Source organism: Corynebacterium striatum (assembly GCF_016728105.1).
Taxonomy (GTDB): domain Bacteria; phylum Actinomycetota; class Actinomycetes; order Mycobacteriales; family Mycobacteriaceae; genus Corynebacterium; species Corynebacterium striatum.
In genome coordinates, this window is sequence record NZ_CP068158.1 from 403,359 (window position 1) to 422,101 (window position 18,743).

Sequence of the window (18,743 nt, forward strand, 5' to 3'; positions counted from 1 at the left end):
CCTTGGTCAACTTAAAGCGCGTCACAAAAGGCGGATGAATATGGCAGATGCCACACAGCAACTAAAGACTCGCCACCTCACCATGATGGGTCTCGGATCGGCCGTCGGCGCTGGTCTGTTCCTCGGCGTTGGTCTCGGTATTCAGATTTCCGGTACCTCGGTTCTCGTCTCCTATGCGATAGCCGGCGCCCTCGTAGCCGTCATCATGTGGATGCTCGGCGAGATGGCCGCAGCCCGCCCTTCCCTGGGCTCCTTCTCCACCTATGCCGGACAGGCTTTCGGCAACTGGGCCCGTTTCACCTTGGGCTGGATTTTTTGGTTCATGCTAGTCATGGTTATGGGCGCAGAGATTACCGGCGCTGCAGCCATTATCTCCTCGTGGTTTGACATCGCCCCCTGGATCCCAGCGCTCATCGCTGTGTCCTTCTTCGCCGTGGTGAACTTCGCCGCAGTCCGCGGATTCGGTGAGTTCGAGTTCTGGTTTGCCATCATCAAGGTCGCGGTTATCATCGCCTTCCTCGTCGTTGGTGTCCTCATGTTCGTGGGCGTGCTGCCTGGATTCAACGGCGATTTAGCCGGCACAAACTTCACTGAGAACTTCCTGCCTAATGGCCTACCTGGCTTTGCGGCTGGACTGCTTGCTGTGGCCTTCGCCTTCGGCGGTATTGAAGTGGTGACCATTGCCGCCGCTGAGTCTGAGGATCCAGCACACAACGTGGCAACCGCAGTCCGCGCGGTCATCTTCCGCATCATGGTCTTCTATATCGGCGCCATCGTAGTCATCACGATGATCCTGCCATTCGCCGACATTCAGGATGCCGACGCTGCCGCGGATTCCCCGTTCACCCTGGTTCTGGAAGCAGCCAAGATCCCATTCGCTGCAGGCTTCATGGAAGTCATCATCGCCCTGTCACTGCTGTCCGCGTTCAACGCGCAGATCTACGCCACCTCCCGCCTTGTTCATGACATGTCCAAGGATGGCTCCGCACCTAAGGTCTTCCTCACCAAGAACCCTTCCGGCTCCCCGGTCTTTGCCGTCATCCTCTCGATGGTTTGCGCCTTCGCATCGGTACTCCTGCAGTTCTGGAACCCACCAGGACTTCTGGCCTTCCTCTTCAATGCGGTCGGCGGCTGCCTGCTGGTGATCTGGACCTTCGTGGTTGCTTCCTACCTGAAGCTGCACCCCATCATGGCTGCCAACAACGAGCTGACCACCATCCGCGTCATCGCCTACCCGGTACTGCCATGGGCCACTTTGTTGGCCATGGCGGTGCTGGTCGTGCTCATGCTCCTCGATCCCTCTGCCCGCAACCAGGTCATTGCCGTGCTCGTACTAACGGCCTTCCTCGTCGTTGCGTCGCAGTTCACAAAACCGCGCCAAGTAGCTACGGAAACTAGCTAGCTGTGTAAGCTGTAGCGGTAAAAGATGTCGCCTGGGGTTTCTCGGGCGATTCCCGGCAATCAAAAGGTTCACTTCTAGATATGACTTCTGCATCCGCCCGCGGCCTTGCCACCCTGACCCACGATGGAACCGTCCTTGACGTATGGTTCCCTGCCGTTCACATCGGCGAGGACGCTAACGTCACGAAGACCGGCACCACCCGCTTGGAGCAGACCCCACAGCAATTCGCTGCGCTGGTGGGCCCGGACGAGGAGCGCGGCGTGGCTCGCGTTGCAGTTGAGACCGCCATCAAGGATCTGGATGAGGCCCCGGTGGACACCTACGACGCATACCTGCGCCTCCACCTCCTCTCCCACCGCGCGGTCAAGCCGCACGGCCTGAACATGGACGGCATCTTCGGCCTGCTGGCTAACGTTGTGTGGACCAACTACGGTCCTTGCGCGGTTGCCGACTTCCAGATGGTCCGCGGCCGCCTGTCCTCCCGCGGCCCCGTTACTGTCTACTCGGTGGACAAGTTCCCGCGCATGGTGGACTACGTCGTGCCGACCGGCGTCCGCATTGGCGACGCCGACCGAGTCCGCCTCGGTGCTCACCTCGCTGAGGGCACCACGGTCATGCACGAGGGCTTCGTGAACTTCAACGCCGGAACCCTGGGCGCCTCCATGGTTGAGGGCCGCATCTCCGCGGGTGTTGTGGTCGGTGACGGCTCTGATGTTGGCGGCGGCGCTTCCATCATGGGCACGCTTTCTGGTGGCGGCAAAGAAGTCATCTCCATCGGCGAGCGCTGCCTGCTGGGCGCCAACTCGGGTATTGGCATCTCGCTTGGCGACGACGCCGTAGTCGAGGCCGGCCTCTACGTCACCGCTGGCACGAAGATCGCCGTGTTCGGCAAGATCGCCGAGGCTCTTGGAGTCAAGGAAGGCGACACCGTCAAGGGCTCACAGCTCTCCGGAGCTTCTGGCGTCCTGCTGCGCCGCAACTCCGTCTCCGGTGCCGTCGAAGCCACCGAGTGGAAGGCCGATGCAGTAGCCCTCAACGAGGACCTGCACAAGAACTAAGCTTCTGCCGAGCCCCCGGTTCATAGCCCCCTCGCAGGCGCGTTCTAAACTGGGAAGGTGACTGCATCGACATCTTCCTCATCAGGCTCTCTTGGCAGCGGCCTCAAGGTCCGCCACCTCACCATGATGGGCCTCGGCTCAACCATAGGCGCGGGCCTTTTCCTTGGAACCGGCGTTGGTATTTCCGCCGCAGGCCCCGCTGTGCTCCTCGCCTACCTCATCGCTGGCTTCCTCGCCATCCTCGTGATGCAGATGCTCGGCGAGATGGGCACCGTTATCCCCGCCTCCGGTTCCTTCTCTGAGTATGCCGAACACGGCATCGGACGCTGGGCCGGATTTACCCAAGGCTGGATTTACTGGCTCGCTACCGTTGCAGTCCTAGGCGCTGAAATCACCGGCGCGGCCGGCTTCATAGGTTCGTGGTTCAATGTATCGCCGTGGATTCCGGCCGCAGTGTGCGTAGCATTCTTTGGCATCGTCAATCTCCTGCGCGTACGCCTCTTCGGCGAGTTTGAATACTGGTTCGCTGCCATCAAGGTCATTGTCATCGTCGCCTTCCTGATCGTGGGCTTCCTGCTCATTTTTGGCTTTTTACCAGGGCACGAGTTCATCGGTACCAAGATCTTCCTCGAAGACGGCTTCATGCCGAATGGCCTCGGCGGCGTCGCTGCAGGTCTGCTCGCCGTTGCCTTCGCATTCGGCGGCATCGAGGTAGTAGCCATCGCGGCCGCCGAGTCTGAGGACCCTGAGAAGTCCCTCGTCAACGCGGTGCGCTCCACCATCTTACGTATCTCGGTTTTCTACCTGGGCTCCGTTCTGGTCATCACCTTCCTGTTACCGTATTCCACTCTCGGCGGCGCTGACACCGCAGCACAATCGCCGTTTACTCAGGTGCTCGACCGCGCTGGTATTCCGGTGGCCGCCGGCTTCATGGAAGTCATCATCGTGTTGGCACTGCTCTCCGCATTCAACGCGCAGATCTACGCCTCCTCGCGCATGATGCACTCGCTGGCCTCTCGCCACGAGGCACCGCAGATCTTTACCAAGACCAACGAGCGCGGCGTCCCCACCAACGCCATCGCCCTGTCGGTGCTCCTCTCTGTGGTCATGGTCGTGCTCAACTACGCCGACACGGGCTGGTTGCTCCGCTTCATGCTCAATTCTGCTGGCGCTTCCCTGCTCATCGTGTGGGTATTCATCGCGGTGAGCCAGCTGCGCCTGCGCCGCCGCCTGGAAGCTATCCACCCGCTGCCCATTCGTATGTGGGCTTTCCCGTACCTCACGTGGTTCTCCCTGGCCATCTTCGCGGCCATTGCGGTGCTCATGCTGACCGACGCCAGTGCCCGTGTTCAGCTGCTCTCGGCCGCAGCGATGTTTGCAATTCTCGCAGTCGCCAGCGTCATCAATGCGAAGATGCGCGGGATTTCCCCGACCTCGACGCTGCCGCTTCCCGACGTCGAAAAGCGCCTCAATAAGCAGCTCGAGGACTAGCCATCCGCAACAGATCGCACCGGCCCCTCGCCGGTGCTACTGCCTTTTTAGGACCTCCTAGTTGATGGACACATGTCCGTCAGGAGTAAAAGTCGCGACGCTGCCTCCGCTTTCCATGGCGAACGTTCCATCAAAGTCATTAGTCAGTGTGATGCCTTGAATGGTGGTGCGAGTGCCCGGTTCCATTGTCTTAGGCGCCGAGTCCGCCAGGCCGCCGCCCGGTAGGCCTGCGGTCATCGACTTAACAAATTCCAGTTGTCCTGATTCACTCTTAGCGACGGTATCGGCCGAATCCATTCCCACAGGGGTTTCCACTTGTGGCGTATCAACCATTGTCATTTGGCAAGTTGCATAACTGCCGCTCTGCTTAACGAAGCAATAACCGTCGCGGATGAGCACGACCCAAGTTATCTCATTAACCATAAAGTACTGTTCGTCCACAACCTTCAGGCTCGGTGCAACGGGTGCTCTCTTCCGACGTCGCCGAGCTCGTCACCGTCGCAGACACAGCGGCAGCGAAACTAGGCTCAGAATCCTGCGAATTGTCGGAGGAACCAGACGAACAGGCAGTCAACGCACCAGCGAGGGCAGCGCAGGAAAGAAGAGAAAAGAGCTTATTCATACCTTCACCTTACTGCCGCCAAAGTACTTTTAGAGCGGATCCTCTTGGGCAACGACGACAGGCGACTTTGGCTTCGAGCGGAATGTCCACAGCTTATTGATGACAAAATTGATCGGCATAGCGACCACGATGGAAATCGCATTCGCCCAGTAGCTCTTGTTTCTTAATCCAGAGGAGTCATCGAAGATATCGCTTGGTAGCTGGACCGGCGAGTTCGTGTTGATCAAAGCGACCATAACAATCTGCGAAACGATCATCGCACCAACGCCCGTGATGAGGAATGGGAAAAAGCCCCGCAACCAGGACACCTTCTCCACCGAGCCAAACGTCCATTTGCGGTTGAGCTGGTAATTCCAAATATTTGCAACCAAAAAGGCAATGAATGCGAAGACGTTGTACCAACGGATGTTGAAATCCGTGAACGGGATCGCCCAGAAAGGATCGTAGTAGTGCAATCCAAAAGCAGAATCAAAGATCTTTTTGGTGGCAATGAACACCGCTTGGTTCACCAACACACCTGATCCACCGACCATGCCGAACTTAATGAACTGGCCAAAATTGGAGGCAAACCGCGCAAAGGTCAAATCCGCCATAGCTCGCCCCTTAGCGTCGTCTAAAATTAAAACCTATTAGAGTCTAGTCCTTCACCCTTGCGCAGCGAAAAACTGACGCCGCGCGCCACATATCGGATCGATAAATTCTAAGCGCTCGTGTACCAACTGCAAAGGCTCCGAGAAGTCATAGAGATCCAGCCCTTTATCCACTGGATAAGTGTCATCCCCGCAGATGGGACTACCCAAGTGGTTCAACAAGACCCGCAGCTGATGCGTGTGCCCGGTCAGCGGTTGGAGCTCCACGTCCTTGCCGCTCGCACGCACAAAAGTCTGCGTCGGCGTACCCGCCGGATCCACGACAACCTGTCTGCTTCCGTGCGGCTTAGCCATCCTCAGCGTCACCATGCCCTCAAACTGGAGTGGCTGCGTCACCCGAGCGCGATAAGTCTTGTGCATCTGCCTGTCCTGGAACATGTGCTGATACAGCCCACGCGTGCGTGGGTTCACCGAACACACCACAACTCCAGCCGTGAGCCTATCGAGGCGATGCAAAGGAACAATCTCACCATTGCCCATATCCACGCGCAGGCGAGTCTGCAGAGTCTCGCGCACGATTCGTCCATTCGACGTCGTGGGCAGGAAATGCGGTTTGTCAACGACAAGAAGATGCTCATCGGCATAGAGCACCTGATAGTCGAAAGGAATGGGCGGCTCCGGCGGGACCTCTGGGTGGTACCACGCAGGAATAGGGCACTCCAGCCGCGTTCCGGGCTCTAAGAGTGCACCCGCCGGAAAAGGAGAATCCCCAGCCTCGGCCGCCCAATACTGCGGCGCGGCAGGAACGGTGCCATGCAGCACCGCCTTCCGCGGGCTTATCCCCTCCCGCGCTGGCGGTCGAAAAGCCATGGGCAGGCCCTCGACCTATTTACTGCGCGAGGCGGGCAACAGCGGCGTCGATACGCTCGTCGGTGCCGTTCAAGCCGATGCGCACGAACTTCTGCCCCGTTGGGCCGTAGAAGTCACCAGGGGCGACCAAAATACCGCGTTCAGCCAGCCAGTCCACCGTCGTGCGGCAGTCTTCATCGCGGGTAGCCCACAGGTACATGCTGGCCTCAGAATGCTCAATGCGGAAGCCTGCCTCCGTTAGGGCACGCAGCAGCTTCGCACGGCGGGCAGCATAGCGACGAACCTGCAAGCTCTCGGAGTCGTCGTCGTTGAGAGCTTCAACCATCGCCGCCTGAATCGGCCCCGGCACGATGAGACCGGCGTGCTTGCGCAGCTCCAGCAGCTCCGCGATGAGCTTCGGATCGCCAGCGAAGAAACCGGTGCGGTAAGACGCCAAGTTGTGGGACTTCGACAACGAGTGCATAGCAATCAAACCCGTGGTGTCACCGTCGTTTACGCGTGGATCCAAAATGGAGACCGGCTTCTTGTCATCGTCCCAGGCCAGCGCCAAGTAGCACTCGTCGGAGGCCACAATAGCGTCGTTCTCACGTGCCCAAGCCACCACGTCGCGCAGCTCCTCCACGCTCAAGACGTTGCCCGTGGGGTTGGAGGGAGAATTCACAAATGCCATCGCAGCATCGCCGAACGCGGCTGGGTCGTCATTCCGCTCAGGAGTCGCCCCGGCGATGAGTGCGCCAACCTCGTAGGTCGGGTAAGCAACAGACGGAATAATCACCCGCTCACCGCGCATGCCGAGCAACGTCGGCAGCCAAGCGATGGCTTCCTTCAGACCAATGACAGGAAGCACACCGATAGCCTCTGGCTCCACATTGGTGCGGCGATGCACATTGCCGCGAATCGCGTCCTGCAGAGCGGCCGTACCTGCAGTGGTCGGGTATCCAGGAGCCTCCGCATTTGAAGCCAGCGCCAGCTGGACGCCCGGAGCAACCGGGTCCACAGGGTTGCCCACAGACAGATCAACGATTCCGTCCGGATGCGACTGTGCCTTCTTCTTCGCGTCTGCAAGAGAATTCCACGGGAAGTCAGGCAGTGTGTTTCCGAGCGGTTGGCGAGCCATGAGTCTAAAACTCCTTGAGCGTTATGGCGATGAATATGCGGCTAGCAAACAATTAACCCCGGCCTTGTTCACGCCAGCGCATGAATGGGCCGGGAATTTAAAATTAATCCTGATTTTGCGGCGGAAGCGCAGCAATCATCGGGGCGTCGAAGTCCTGCGGTCCGAGCGCGGCTGCTCCGCCTGGAGAGCCCAGGTCATCGAAGAACGCAGCGTTTGCGTCGTTGTAATCGATCCACTCGTCCGGAACATCATCCTCGTAGAAAATGGCCTCGACCGGGCAAGCAGGTTCACAAGCGCCGCAGTCCACGCACTCGTCAGGATGGATGTACAGGGAGCGCTTGCCTTCGTAGATGCAATCGACTGGGCACTCTTCAACGCAAGCGCGGTCCATCACATCGACGCACGGCTGCGCGATTGTGTAAGTCATGAGGTGCTAAAACTCCTGTTTTCACGGGTTTTGGGATGTTTAACAGTATGTCACTTCTGTTTGAAAAATGGGAAAATTCCGCCACCGATTCCAGCTATCAGCAGCAGAAGCGAAAGAATATTATTTGCCAGCCACATATCCCCAGTTACCGCCGCACCCAGCGCGAATGCTAAGTAGCCAAGTAACCAAGCAGCCAAAGGCACGAGACCAATGTAGGCATTATCACTCCACAGCCGCGCTGTGCGCGTGAGCACTCCATTGAACCACCAGGCCACAACAATAGTGATGGGAAACGCCACACTTGCGCCGTCGGGCAGTGGAAGGCGCGCCGTGAGGTAGACAACCTCCAAGACCAAAGAGGTCAATGCACCGACTGCCAACCACACCAAGCCGGTAACCTGCTCGCCCCGCGTGAACTGGTTTAAAATCACAGCCCCTCCAGCAAGCTGATGGCTGGCTCGCCTTGACCCAACTGGTAGTGCTCGGCGCGCAGCAACGGCATCACCAGCAGATTCGACAAACCATAAGCACCAACAGCCACCTCAGGGTCAACGATCCCCGCAACGGCTGCCTCGGGATTCGTCTCCGTAACTGTTGCGTCAGCCACCCAAATCTGCGTGGCATGGGCAACCATGGCGGCGCGCTTGGCGGCGAGGGCGGCGTCGGAAAGCGCATGCTCTACCGCATGTGACTCGTTGGTGAAGTTGTCGAGGTACGCCTGGTCTGGCTTGGCCCAGCCCTGCGGCGCGACCACCTGCTCGAGCGCGGCGTAGTGGGCGCTGCGCTCAAAGATGGCCCACCAAATGCGCTGGCGCGGATCCGCCGCAGCGTGAACTGCCTTGTGCACGGCGATGTGGTCCGGGTGACCGTAACCGCCGTCCGGGCCGTAAGTCAAAACGATGTGTGGCTGAATCTGAGCGAAGTGTTCCTTGAGAAGCACCACTGCTTCATCCACGCGGTTGACCAACGCGCGGGGATTGTCGTGGGCCGGCGAGCCCTCCATGCCGGAATCGCGGAAGTAGCCAAAGCCGCCGAGCTGGATTCCCTGCACACCGAGGATGCGCAGGGCGTCGGAAAGCTCGCGAGCGCGGAAGCCACCGAGTTGATCGGACTCGCATAGGCCTTGGTAAGGAGCGCCGATAACCTCGCCCTCCTCACCGAGGGTCGCGGTAATCACCGTGACATCGGCGCCGCGGGCAGCCATATCCGCCAGCGTTCCGCCGGTAAACAGCACCTCGTCATCTGGATGCGCGTGCACAGCCACCACGCGGTAGCCCTGTAAATCCTTATTGTTCATCTTTCCTCCACGTCGGTGCTGTAACTAGCCCTGCATCCCAATCCTCGATGCTTTGACCGGGCCCTACGATACCCCTGCCCAACGCGTGAATACGCACCTCGTCCATCAACGGGACATAAAGCACCTGCTCAGCGTTCAGCTTACGGACTCGCTCCAGACCTTCCTCCGGGGAGATGCGACCAGAGAGAATCTCGCTGACGGTTGCCTCGGAGTTCTCGGGGCAGAATCCAGAAAAATCGCTGAATACCATTCCAGCCTCTTCGCATAAGAAGTGGCTAGCCATTGTTGCGGGCTTGACGGCGAGGGACTCCCAGGAGACCAAGGCGTCGACCTCACCGCGAGGCAGCAGCGTGCCGGTGATGGTTTGGGTGCGCTCGGATACGACCTCTGCGCCAATCGCCTGAGCTTCGAGGACGTCCACGATGGTGCGTGCAGCGGCCATAGCCTCCGAGTTGGTGGGGTCCGCGGCGATGCGCAAAGGCTTGCGTCCGGCGCGCTCGCGCAGCGGTGCGAGCTCCACATCCCCGCTGACAGGGTTTTGGCCAGGGCGCAGCTCCGAAGCGCGGCCGGCGGCCAGGCGGGCTACTTGGTCGGTTTCGATGAGCGAGGCTAGGGCGCGTCGCTGGCGCTCGTCCGGTAATGCAGACTGTCGCGCGGACAGGTGCAGGCGCAGCTGCCTGCCGCGGGTTACGGTTCCGGCATTGACGTTGCTGAGCAGGCTGAGGTTCTCCAGGGAGGTTTGTTCTGGGGTGAAATCGACAAATCCCACCTGACCGGAGCGCAGCATATTGACGGCCTGGCCGGTGTTGCGGACGGTGCGCAGCTGAACGACGTCGACAAGCGCAGGGTCAGCTCCCCAAAAGCGATCGTTACGGTTGAGGGTAATGACTCCCCTGCCGCGGTCGACGCCTGCGACGGAATAACGCCCAGCGGATGCCGGGATTCCGTCTGCGAGCGCTCGAGTAAATTCGGCGTCCTGCAAAAGATGGGAGGGCAGCAAGTGAGCGAACAGGCTGTGCCAATCGGCTACTCGCTCGCTGAAATCCACCGTCACCACGCGGCCGGCCGAGGAAGTATTGACCTCTTTGATGGCGTAGTAGGCTGCGGCATCGCTGACGCCTGCGGTGGAGGTCATCTGCGTCCACAGGTAGTGGAAATCGCTCCCGCTGATGGGCGTGCCATCCGACCATTGGGCGGGCGAGGCGATTTTATAGACCACTCGCTGTGCCACTCCCTCGGGTGGCTGGACCTCTTCGGCGCTGGCGAGGACGTCGGTGTCCATGTGCTCGCCGTGGAAGGCAGAAGGTAGCACGAGCTCGGCGATTTGGCTGACTAACTCATTATTATTTGCCACAAGGTGCGGGTTGAGGCCGCTGCTGAGTGGGTCCACGCCGATGGCGACGGTCTCGCGCTCGGTGCTCTCTTCCTCCTCAACAGGAGTCGGCGTTTCCGTCTCCGTGCTCTCGGCTGCGGGTTTTTCCTCCACCGGTGGAGGACCCGGGTTGGCCATGCAGGAGGTCAAGACGCACATGGATGCGATCAAAGTCGCTGCGCTCAGCTTCTGCACGGAAGGCCTGCCTTTCTTGGTTGAACTAGCACTACTCTAGTCGGTGTCAATGCTCAGTAAGTGATTGGCGTGCTATTGGGCATGTGCTGCCTTCGAACCATCTTTGCGGGCCTGTTTGGTCAATTTCAGGGCCTTAGATGCTTCGAGTTCACAATTTGGGAGCATCCTTTTCGCACTGTGCACACAAGCTGCGCCCGCCGACCCGGAAAACACAAAACGCGGCCCCCTTTCAAGGGACCGCGCCTTGCTAGCTCTTACTTGTTGAGCTGCTTTGCACGAGAAGCCGCACGCTTACGGTCGGTAGCCGACAGCTCGACCTTGCGCACACGCATGACGTTAGGGGCAACCTCGACGCACTCGTCGGTGCCACAGAACTCGAGGGCCTCATCCAGAGAAAGGGTACGAGCCTTCGCCAAGGTCACAGTTGCATCTGCAGTAGCAGAACGCATGTTGGTGAGCTTCTTTTCCTTGGTGATGTTGATGTCCATATCCTCATCACGGTTGTTAGCGCCCACGACCATGCCCTCGTAAGCCTCCATACCTGGCTCGACGAAGAAGTCGCCGCGGTCGGCCAGCTGCTGCAGAGCGTATGCGGTGATCTGTCCGGAGCGGTCAGCAACCAGGGAGCCGGTAGCGCGGGACTTGATCTCACCAGCCCAAACATCCAGGCCGTCACCGATAGAGTTCGCGATACCTGCACCGCGGGTCTCGGTCAGGAACTGGGTGCGGAAGCCGATAAGGCCACGTGCTGGGATACGGAAGACCATACGAACCCAGTCACCCTCGCGGACGTCCATGGACTGCATCTGGCCCTTGCGAGCAGCGAGCAGCTGGGTGATTGCGCCCTGGTGCTCAGACGGGGAGTCGATGGTGAGCATCTCGTAAGGCTCCATCGTCTTTCCATCAACAACCTGGGTAACAACCTGCGGCTTGCCCACGGTGAGCTCAAAGCCCTCGCGGCGCATGTTCTCGATCAGAACAGACAGAGCCATCTCGCCGCGTCCCTGCACCTCCCAAGCGTCAGGTCGCTCGGTCGGCAGAACGCGGATAGACACGTTACCGATGAGCTCCTGGTCCAAGCGAGCCTTGACCATACGTGCGGTGAGCTTGTCTCCGCCGCCCTGGCCTGCCATTGGAGAGGTGTTAACGCCGATGGTCATGGAGATTGCTGGCTCGTCGACGTGAATCTGCGGCAGTGCGACGGGGTTGTCAACATCAGCGATGGTGTCGCCAATCATGATATCTGGGATACCGGAGATAGCGATGATGTCGCCTGCAATTGCCTCGATGTCCGGCTGACGCTCGAAACCAACGGTACGCAGCAGCTCAGCGACCTTGACGTTCTTGGTAACTTGGTTGCCCTCGTCGTCCCAAGAAATCCAAGCGACCTGCTGGCCCTTCTTGATCTTGCCGGAGTAGATACGCAGCAAAGCAATACGGCCCAAGAAGTCGGAGGAGTCAAGGTTGGCAACGTGTGCCTGCAGCGGGCCGTCGACGGAAGCGGAAGGCTCCGGAAGGACGTCGTAGATAACGTCGAAGAGCGCCTGCAGGTCCTCAGCCGCAGGAACGTTGCCGTCGCCTGGGTTCTCGGTAGAAGCCTTGCCCTCACGGCCGGAAGCGTAAAGAACCGGCAGGTCCAGCAGAGTCTCAGCAGCAGCTGCTGCCTCTTCGTCCTCAAGGCCGGAAGCGATCTCGAGCAGGAGGTCGTGAGACTCGCTGACGACCTCGTCGATACGAGCGTCCGGGCGGTCGGTCTTGTTCACGCAGATGATGACCGGCAGCTTGGCTTCCAGCGCCTTGGTCAAGACGAAGCGGGTCTGTGGGAGCGGACCCTCGGAGGCGTCGACAAGCAGCACAACGCCGTCGACCATGGAGATACCGCGCTCAACCTCGCCGCCGAAGTCGGCGTGGCCTGGGGTGTCGATGACGTTGATGATGAGGTCTCCGCCGTCCTTGCCAAGGCCCTTGCGGTGGATGGCGGTGTTCTTCGCCAGAATGGTAATGCCGCGCTCGCGCTCCTGGTCATTGGAGTCCATGACGCGGTCCGTGTGCTCGCCGTGGTCGCCGAATGCGCCGGACTGCTCCAGCATGCCGTTGACGAGGGTGGTCTTACCGTGGTCAACGTGGGCGACGATGGCGACGTTACGGAACTCGGTGTTAGTCACTGGTGGGGTGCTCCTTAAAAGCAAAATGGGAGCGCGAAAGCGCGAAGATTTTTGAACGGGGTCTAAATATACTCTGACACCCTTTGAATTGCAGCATTGAAGCGCATGAAGAGCTGTAGAAACACAAGTTCCAGGGTTTTGTAACGAAACGATATACGCGAACGAAATATGACGTAGCAGTCGGTTTAGGTCTTGACCGCAAGGAAAAAGTGAATATTGTTACTGCAGATACTATTGTGACTTCTGTGACGAGTGTTGTTTCCAAGCACCTCGCCGGGCCGAAGCCCGCAATCCCTACTGCACCCAACACAAGGATTCTGATAACAGTGAGCACTCCGAGCACCACCAACCGCGCTCAGCGCAACCACGGACCCCGCCTCCGCGCGGGCTCCGGAGTTATTGCTGCCGCCACCACGGCGCTCATCGGTCTAGCCGCACCACTTGTCGCCCCCGCACAAGCAGACGCGCCGGACCTATCCTCACTGGAGGCCCAGACCGCTGCACTCTCCCCTTTGGATGAGCTCGGCCGCCCGAAAGAAGACACCCAGAACCGCATCCGCGAATTCGCCGCACAACCCTGGATGCCCCAGGAGCTGCGCAGCGCCATCCTCTCCGGCCTCGCCTTTTCCATGGGTGAGGGAGGCGATGCCGGCGTAGCAATGCCTGAGGGCCAAGGCCCCGCCTTCCGCCAGTTCTACTGGCCTACTGTCTCCGCACAGTGCATCGGCGGCCAAGCCAACTCTGTGGGTTCCGCCATCGCGGTCCCCGGCCCCACCCAGATGCCTGCGCCTGGCGCCGGCGAGGGCGAAGCAGTCTTCCTCTTCACCGCAATGGGAACCTCGCCTGCCGCCAAGGAGCAGGGAAACATGAACGTACGGTGGTTCAACCTGGACACTTTCCAGTCCGGCATCACTCCACTGTTCAATAACGGGATCAACCAAGATGGCCCCACCACGGTTTCGGGCCGCGCGGTTACTGGCAAGGGCACAGTCGTGGCCCTTTTGTCCGGCTCCGTCAACACTCAAGAATCTACGTGTAGCTTCCCGCCCACCGCAGCCTTCCTAGAGGTGATTTAATGAGCGCAGACCTGCATCCAGTCAAGCAAGAAACCTTTAATACGGTAAGCAACGTCAACGTTGACCCCAAAGGATTCCTCCGCGAGGTAGACACCTACCGTGAGACCGACTTCGGCCTCTACATGGCCCGCGGCGCCAATCACCCGCGCTTCGGCTACCTCGAGTCATGGCTGCTTCCGAAACTGGGTTTGCGGGCAAACATCTTCCACTTCCGCGAGGGTGTGGACGCGCGCCAGGACTTCTACTTCGATGTCGCTGACATCGATAACACCGATGGTGTGTGGACCGCGCGTGATCTGTACGTTGACTTGGTTTCTAACACCGGCGAGCCCATCGACGTCCTCGACATCGACGAGCTGGCCGCCGCCACCTCCGCAGGTCTCATCTCCGCGGAGGAGGCCGAGCGCGCCATGGAACGCACCCTCACTGCAGTCGAGGGCATCACTCGTTACGGCGATGATGCAATGGCTTGGTTGCGCACGCTGGGCATCGAACTTTCCTGGGCTGAATCTGTCAGCCTGACTCCGGCTGAATAGGTGCGTAGAGTATGGAGAGATAAATTACTCTCCAAATGAAGGATGCATAACACCTATGGCTGGTGGACTTTTTGCACTGCTTGACGACGTCGCACTCATCGCCCGCTCCGCTGCTGCCAGCGTTGATGACGTAGCAGCTCTTGCCGGTAAGACCTCCGTGAAGGCGGCGGGCGTGGTCGTGGACGACGCCGCAGTAACCCCCCAATACGTCGCGGGAGTCACCCCTGCCCGCGAGCTGCCAATGATTTGGCGCATCACCAAGGGCTCCCTGATCAACAAACTTGTCATCATTTTGCCCATCGCCTTGTTGCTTTCCTGGATTGCGCCATGGGCATTGACTCCAATCCTCATGTGCGGCGGCGCTTACCTGTGTTTCGAGGGCGCGGAGAAGATTTTCCACCACTTCATGCCGCACGAGGAGCATAAAGAGGACGCGGAACCCAAGGAAAAGGACCCCGACGCCGAGAACAAGCTGGTGAAGGCCGCCATCACCACCGACCTCATCCTGTCCGCGGAGATCATGGTGATCTCTCTCAACGAGGTCATCAACGAGCCCTTCTGGCTGCGTTTGGGCACGCTTGTGGTCGTGGCCATCGCCATCACTTTGGCTGTGTACGGCGCCGTGGGCTTGCTGGTCAAGATGGATGATTTGGGTATTAAGCTCCTAGAGCGCCACAACGGGAAGTCCGCTCTGGGCAACCTCCTAGTCAAGGGCATGCCGATTGTTTTGAATATCATCTCTGTCATTGGCACCGCCGCGATGCTCTGGGTGGGCGGCCACATCGTCATCAAGGGAATCCACGAGTTCGGTGCTGAGCAGCCTTATGGCTTCATTCACCACCTGACCGAGTCCATCTCCAACGGCGCACTCGCCTGGACCGCGGACACCGTCCTCTCCATGATCTTCGGCTTCCTGCTCGGCGCTGTCATCGTCACGGTGATCATGGCCGTGAAGAAGTCCGCGGGCAAGGACGCCCACGCCTAAGCAGCGCCAACACAGGCGGCGCGCCTTATAAGAACATCAACAGTGAAAGCGCCATGATCGCCATTCCGGCGATGAGCCCGTAAATGGCGTAGTGGTGCTCCCCTGTTTCCTCTGCCGTGGGCAGCAACTCGTCCAAGGAAATAAAGACCATGATGCCGGCGATGGCAGCAAAGCTAAAGCCCATCGTGGCCGGCCCCATCAGAGGCAGCAGCAGGAGGAAACCAACTACCGCACCCACTGGCTCTGCCAGACCAGAAATGGTGGCCCACCAAAAGGCCTTGGCGCGCGAACTAGTTGCCTCGCGCAGGGGCACGGCGACGGCGATGCCTTCGGGAATGTTGTGAATTGCGATAGCCACCGCAACCGGGATCGCAATTCGCGGATCCTCTAGTCCCGCGAGGAATGTGGCGAAGCCCTCCGGAAAGTTATGGAACGCCAACGCACACGCGGTGAACACGCCAGTCTTTATCAAGCGCTTGCGGCGCGCCGCCTCCTCAGTAGTCGCGGGCTCGTGCGGATTAATCTCCTCCGGCACCAGACGGTCAATAATCGCAATAACCGCAATGCCCGCGAAGAAGGCCAATACCAACGCCCAGGTGCCGGTCTTCTCGCTGCCATAGGCCTCGGTGAGCTGGTCAAGACCGGTGGGGAGGATCTCCATGAACGATACATAGAGCATCACACCTGCAGAAAGGCCAAGTGCCGCCGCCATGAAGGCCGGACCAGGGTTGCGTTTGCTGACTGCGATGCCGGCACCGATGGACGTCGACAAGCCGGCGAAAAGCGTGAGGCCAAAAGCCATGGCTAAGGTGGACAGCGAGTACATCATCTCTGACTATAGAACACCAGCCTGTGCCTGCTCGACTGCGAGGTGCGTAGGCTAGAGATACATACAATCCGTAGTGCAGGACAACATGGGAGGCGCCGTTGAACGGAAACTTGTATCCGCTGGCGAAAAGCTACTTTGGTGTCGAACACGTTGCGGTGCTCGACAACGTAGTGCTGTCCACCGCGCTCTCCCTGCCCACGCTAAGTGAAGCGCCGCTCGCGCTCGACGTGACTTTGGAGGCTGACGCCTTTACCGGTGGTTGGCGCGTGCGCAGCCACTTTGGCATCCTGGGATACCTCGATGCACAAGAGGCCGCCGACTACCCCGCCCTCGACCGCGTGCGTGCCTCAGGGCTGCAGCTATCTACTCGGGCCACGGTTGAGATCCTCCCTACGGAAGGCTGCGTGGACGTCGCTGTGAGCTTGGGGCTGGCGCCATGGATGATTCCTAACAATGACCAGCCAGCCGGTTCGGTGCTTCTCTGCGGGGGCTTGGGACTGCTCGTTGATACGGCTTCAGGCCAGCTTAATGACGCCCAGCTGGACCAGATGGGCACGCAACAGCTGTTTGTCACGCTGCATGATGTGGAGGGCGACATCGTGGCTGCGACTCCTGGCACGGTCCTGGGCGGTGTGGCCGCAGCTGGCCAGCAGCCGCACCTCAACGCCATTCTGGAGCGCGCAGCTGGCCAGGGCACCACGGTTGCGGCCCGCGCTTTTAGCGCGGATCGGCGCCTTGCTGTCGACGTTCCCTCCCCCGACGCCACTGAGTTCTTTGCGGCCAGCGTCCCGGTACTAGGCATTCCGCCATCCCGCCCAGCAATTCCACCCGCCACCGTAGAGCCGGCCACCTTCATGGCATGGGAGACCGGCCTCGACGCCGCGGACTTCAGCGCTGACTTGCCGCACGGCATGCGTCACATCGCAAGCCCCACTGCTCCGCAGCCGGAGCCCGTTACTACACAGCCAGAACCCGTGGCCGCCCAACCAGAACCCGTAGCAGCCCAGCCAGAGCCCGCCGCCCAGCCGGAGTCCGCTGCTCCAAGTCAAGCGCACGCAGAGCTAGCAGACCTTGTCAGTCACATGCCAGGCCAGCAAACGCTAGCGTGGCGCGATTTACCCACAGCTGCGGCACCTGGCCGCTTCTCCTCCGAATCGGCCCGCGTAAGGGCCCGCCGCTCCCAGCGCGACGCCGCCCACCGCCGCGGTGGCAACCACCGCAAATAACCCGCTTAGGTCGCCGCACTTTAAACCGATACGAAAGGTCCTTCATGCTTTCTTCTCATCTCCGCTTGGTACGCCTGAGCGCCGTCGTTGTGGCCAGCAGCCTACTGCTTTCTGCCTGCGGCGAAAGTGAATCTGCCAACCCCCGAATCATTCAGGGTTTGCATCAAAAGAAGCCGAGGGAACCCATCACCCGTGCGATGAGCGATCTTGTGCCTTCCGAGGTGGCTAAGGGCCTGGGCACCGACAAGTACGGCCTGCCCACCGCACATGGCGCCCCGTTGGCTTCTGGCGCCTTAGAAAAGTGCCCCGATTTCAAAGGAGATACCTTCCAGGCCATTGCGAATTCCCAGACGCTGGAGGACCACGAAATTGAGGTCGACTACGGTCTCGACAAGGCCGACCTTTCTTCGTGGGACGGTATGTGCGCGCCCATCAAGTTTGAGGGCAAGAATGTCTTTGCCACCGTGGCCACAGTTCCTTATGAGTCCAACGGCAATGACGTCACTGGGCCGATGCTCTACATCTTCGATGGCAACAATGGCACGCCACTGGTCACGCAGCCTTTCGATTTGCCCCAAGAATTTACAGGCACAAAGCTGTCCGATTTTGCTGTCTCGCAGGTTGGCGAAGAACTGGTATTTTCCCAGTCCGATGTTGCAGAGTCCGAGGCCCCGCGGATCTTCGCGCTCTCCCTGGCTGACGCCACGACCAAGGTACTTCAGCAGCCTAAAGCTAGCAGTGAGCAGCGCCGCTTAGAGGAGTTTCCACTGGGTGAGACATACGTATATCTAGTTCAGCGGACGGGCGAGGAAGGCGACCAGCTCCTGCTCATCGATGCGCTGAGCGGTGAGGAAAAGGTACTGGTCGACGCCAATGCTCCTGGATTCATCGACGGGGAACTGCCACAGGAGACAAAGGGCTACACGTTCCTCCACAACAACGACTTTGTGGTCGGCATCTCGGATAACGCGGCACGCCCCACCTTTGTTTATGATGAGGCTCATGGCGCGCGCATGCTTGGCGACGCCTTCCCCACCGCCAACCCCGATGACCCCGCCAAGGTCACGAGCCCTACCGGCACTGTGGTGCGCAACAAGCTCACTCTGTTGGATAAAGACGAGGGAATCCGCGTGATCGACCTCGCATCTGGGGAAATGATCAAGGAAGTCTCGAACGAAGACATGACCAAGATCTTTGAAACCGAGGATTACAAGGAAGAGGGTATCTCCGCGATTTCGGATGGCATGTCACTCTACCTGGCCACTGGCCAAACACAGGAGTCCACCGAACGCTACAAGGTCAATCTGGAAACGCTGGAGGTTGAGGAAAAGCAGCCCAAGGTCGTGCCGCTTTTCGATACCCAAAACTTGTTCTATTCCGGCTCAACGCTTTTTGCCAACTTTGGTGAGTCTGGCGGCACGATTCCGGCCACCGGCATCCACGCCTATTTTGACTAGGCCCAGCTAGGTTTAAGGCTAAAGCCAG

Annotated in this window: 18 protein-coding genes; 8 read left to right on the forward strand and 10 right to left on the reverse strand. The window is 59.6% G+C overall.

Annotated elements, in window-relative coordinates; genetic code table 11:
• Positions 1–40: 40 nt before the first annotated feature.
• From I6I72_RS01870 to I6I72_RS01880, 3 genes are all read left to right on the forward strand, one after another.
• A complete protein-coding gene (locus I6I72_RS01870) occupies positions 41–1,402 on the forward strand; it encodes an amino acid permease (protein WP_049151768.1) in 1,362 nt (453 codons plus the stop codon).
• Positions 1,403–1,482: 80 nt separating this feature from the next.
• Complete coding sequence (gene dapD, locus I6I72_RS01875) at positions 1,483–2,460, forward strand: 2,3,4,5-tetrahydropyridine-2,6-dicarboxylate N-succinyltransferase (RefSeq protein ID WP_005531889.1); 978 nt, start codon at positions 1,483–1,485, stop codon at positions 2,458–2,460.
• A 123-nt stretch (positions 2,461–2,583) separates the two neighbouring features.
• Positions 2,584–3,951, forward strand: a complete 1,368-nt coding sequence (locus I6I72_RS01880) for an amino acid permease (RefSeq protein ID WP_100618608.1) — start codon at positions 2,584–2,586, stop codon at positions 3,949–3,951.
• Between the two features lie 57 nt (positions 3,952–4,008).
• On the opposite strand, the gene I6I72_RS01885 is transcribed toward I6I72_RS01880, so the two are convergent.
• The 9 genes from I6I72_RS01885 to typA all read right to left on the reverse strand — a co-directional run bounded on the left by I6I72_RS01885 (position 4,009) and on the right by typA (position 12,606).
• A complete protein-coding gene (locus I6I72_RS01885) occupies positions 4,009–4,392 on the reverse strand; it encodes a hypothetical protein (RefSeq protein ID WP_005531884.1) in 384 nt (127 codons plus the stop codon).
• Between the two features lie 210 nt (positions 4,393–4,602).
• A complete protein-coding gene (locus tag I6I72_RS01890; protein WP_005531882.1) occupies positions 4,603–5,166 on the reverse strand; it encodes a GtrA family protein in 564 nt (187 codons plus the stop codon).
• 51 nt (positions 5,167–5,217) lie between these two features.
• On the reverse strand, positions 5,218–6,033 hold the full coding sequence (locus tag I6I72_RS01895) for a pseudouridine synthase (RefSeq protein ID WP_049151766.1): 816 nt from the start codon (positions 6,031–6,033) through the stop codon (positions 5,218–5,220).
• A gap of 19 nt (positions 6,034–6,052) precedes the next feature.
• Positions 6,053–7,150, reverse strand: a complete 1,098-nt coding sequence (gene dapC / locus I6I72_RS01900) for a succinyldiaminopimelate transaminase (RefSeq protein WP_005531878.1) — start codon at positions 7,148–7,150, stop codon at positions 6,053–6,055.
• A gap of 103 nt (positions 7,151–7,253) precedes the next feature.
• The gene (gene fdxA, locus I6I72_RS01905) at positions 7,254–7,577 is read right to left on the reverse strand and encodes a ferredoxin (protein ID WP_005531876.1); all 324 of its coding nucleotides are present in this window, start codon (positions 7,575–7,577) and stop codon (positions 7,254–7,256) included.
• A gap of 50 nt (positions 7,578–7,627) precedes the next feature.
• On the reverse strand, positions 7,628–8,008 hold the full coding sequence (locus I6I72_RS01910) for a hypothetical protein (protein WP_005531874.1): 381 nt from the start codon (positions 8,006–8,008) through the stop codon (positions 7,628–7,630).
• Positions 8,005–8,874: a PIG-L family deacetylase gene (locus I6I72_RS01915; protein WP_005531872.1), complete on the reverse strand. Its 870-nt coding sequence runs from the start codon at positions 8,872–8,874 to the stop codon at positions 8,005–8,007. The genes I6I72_RS01910 and I6I72_RS01915 overlap by 4 nt, the downstream gene beginning before the upstream one ends.
• Complete coding sequence (locus I6I72_RS01920; RefSeq protein WP_034657580.1) at positions 8,864–10,441, reverse strand: ABC transporter family substrate-binding protein; 1,578 nt, start codon at positions 10,439–10,441, stop codon at positions 8,864–8,866. The genes I6I72_RS01915 and I6I72_RS01920 overlap by 11 nt, the downstream gene beginning before the upstream one ends.
• A gap of 254 nt (positions 10,442–10,695) precedes the next feature.
• The gene (gene typA, locus I6I72_RS01925) at positions 10,696–12,606 is read right to left on the reverse strand and encodes a translational GTPase TypA (protein WP_005531868.1); all 1,911 of its coding nucleotides are present in this window, start codon (positions 12,604–12,606) and stop codon (positions 10,696–10,698) included.
• A gap of 398 nt (positions 12,607–13,004) precedes the next feature.
• Here typA and I6I72_RS01930 point away from each other — a divergent pair, with 398 nt between their 5' ends.
• From I6I72_RS01930 to I6I72_RS01940, 3 genes are read left to right on the forward strand one after another with little or no spacing between them, the layout of a single operon-like run.
• Positions 13,005–13,682, forward strand: coding sequence for an Rv1157c family protein (locus tag I6I72_RS01930; RefSeq protein WP_049145262.1), 678 nt, complete (start codon positions 13,005–13,007; stop codon positions 13,680–13,682).
• Positions 13,682–14,218: a DUF402 domain-containing protein gene (locus I6I72_RS01935; protein WP_049062642.1), complete on the forward strand. Its 537-nt coding sequence runs from the start codon at positions 13,682–13,684 to the stop codon at positions 14,216–14,218. Before I6I72_RS01930 ends, I6I72_RS01935 begins: the two co-directional genes overlap by 1 nt.
• A gap of 55 nt (positions 14,219–14,273) precedes the next feature.
• On the forward strand, positions 14,274–15,203 hold the full coding sequence (locus tag I6I72_RS01940; protein ID WP_049062643.1) for a DUF808 domain-containing protein: 930 nt from the start codon (positions 14,274–14,276) through the stop codon (positions 15,201–15,203).
• Positions 15,204–15,228: 25 nt separating this feature from the next.
• Here the strand turns inward: I6I72_RS01940 and zupT are convergent, their stop codons facing one another.
• Entirely contained in the window at positions 15,229–16,029 is an 801-nt protein-coding gene (zupT, locus tag I6I72_RS01945; protein WP_034657613.1) for a zinc transporter ZupT, read from the reverse strand.
• A 101-nt stretch (positions 16,030–16,130) separates the two neighbouring features.
• On the opposite strand from zupT, the gene I6I72_RS01950 reads away from it, so the two are divergent.
• Positions 16,131–17,258: a hypothetical protein gene (locus tag I6I72_RS01950; protein ID WP_236081475.1), complete on the forward strand. Its 1,128-nt coding sequence runs from the start codon at positions 16,131–16,133 to the stop codon at positions 17,256–17,258.
• 44 nt (positions 17,259–17,302) lie between these two features.
• Positions 17,303–18,715 (forward strand): hypothetical protein, encoded by a 1,413-nt coding sequence (locus I6I72_RS01955; RefSeq protein WP_129720902.1) that lies wholly within the window; start codon positions 17,303–17,305, stop codon positions 18,713–18,715.
• Positions 18,716–18,743: the final 28 nt, after the last annotated feature.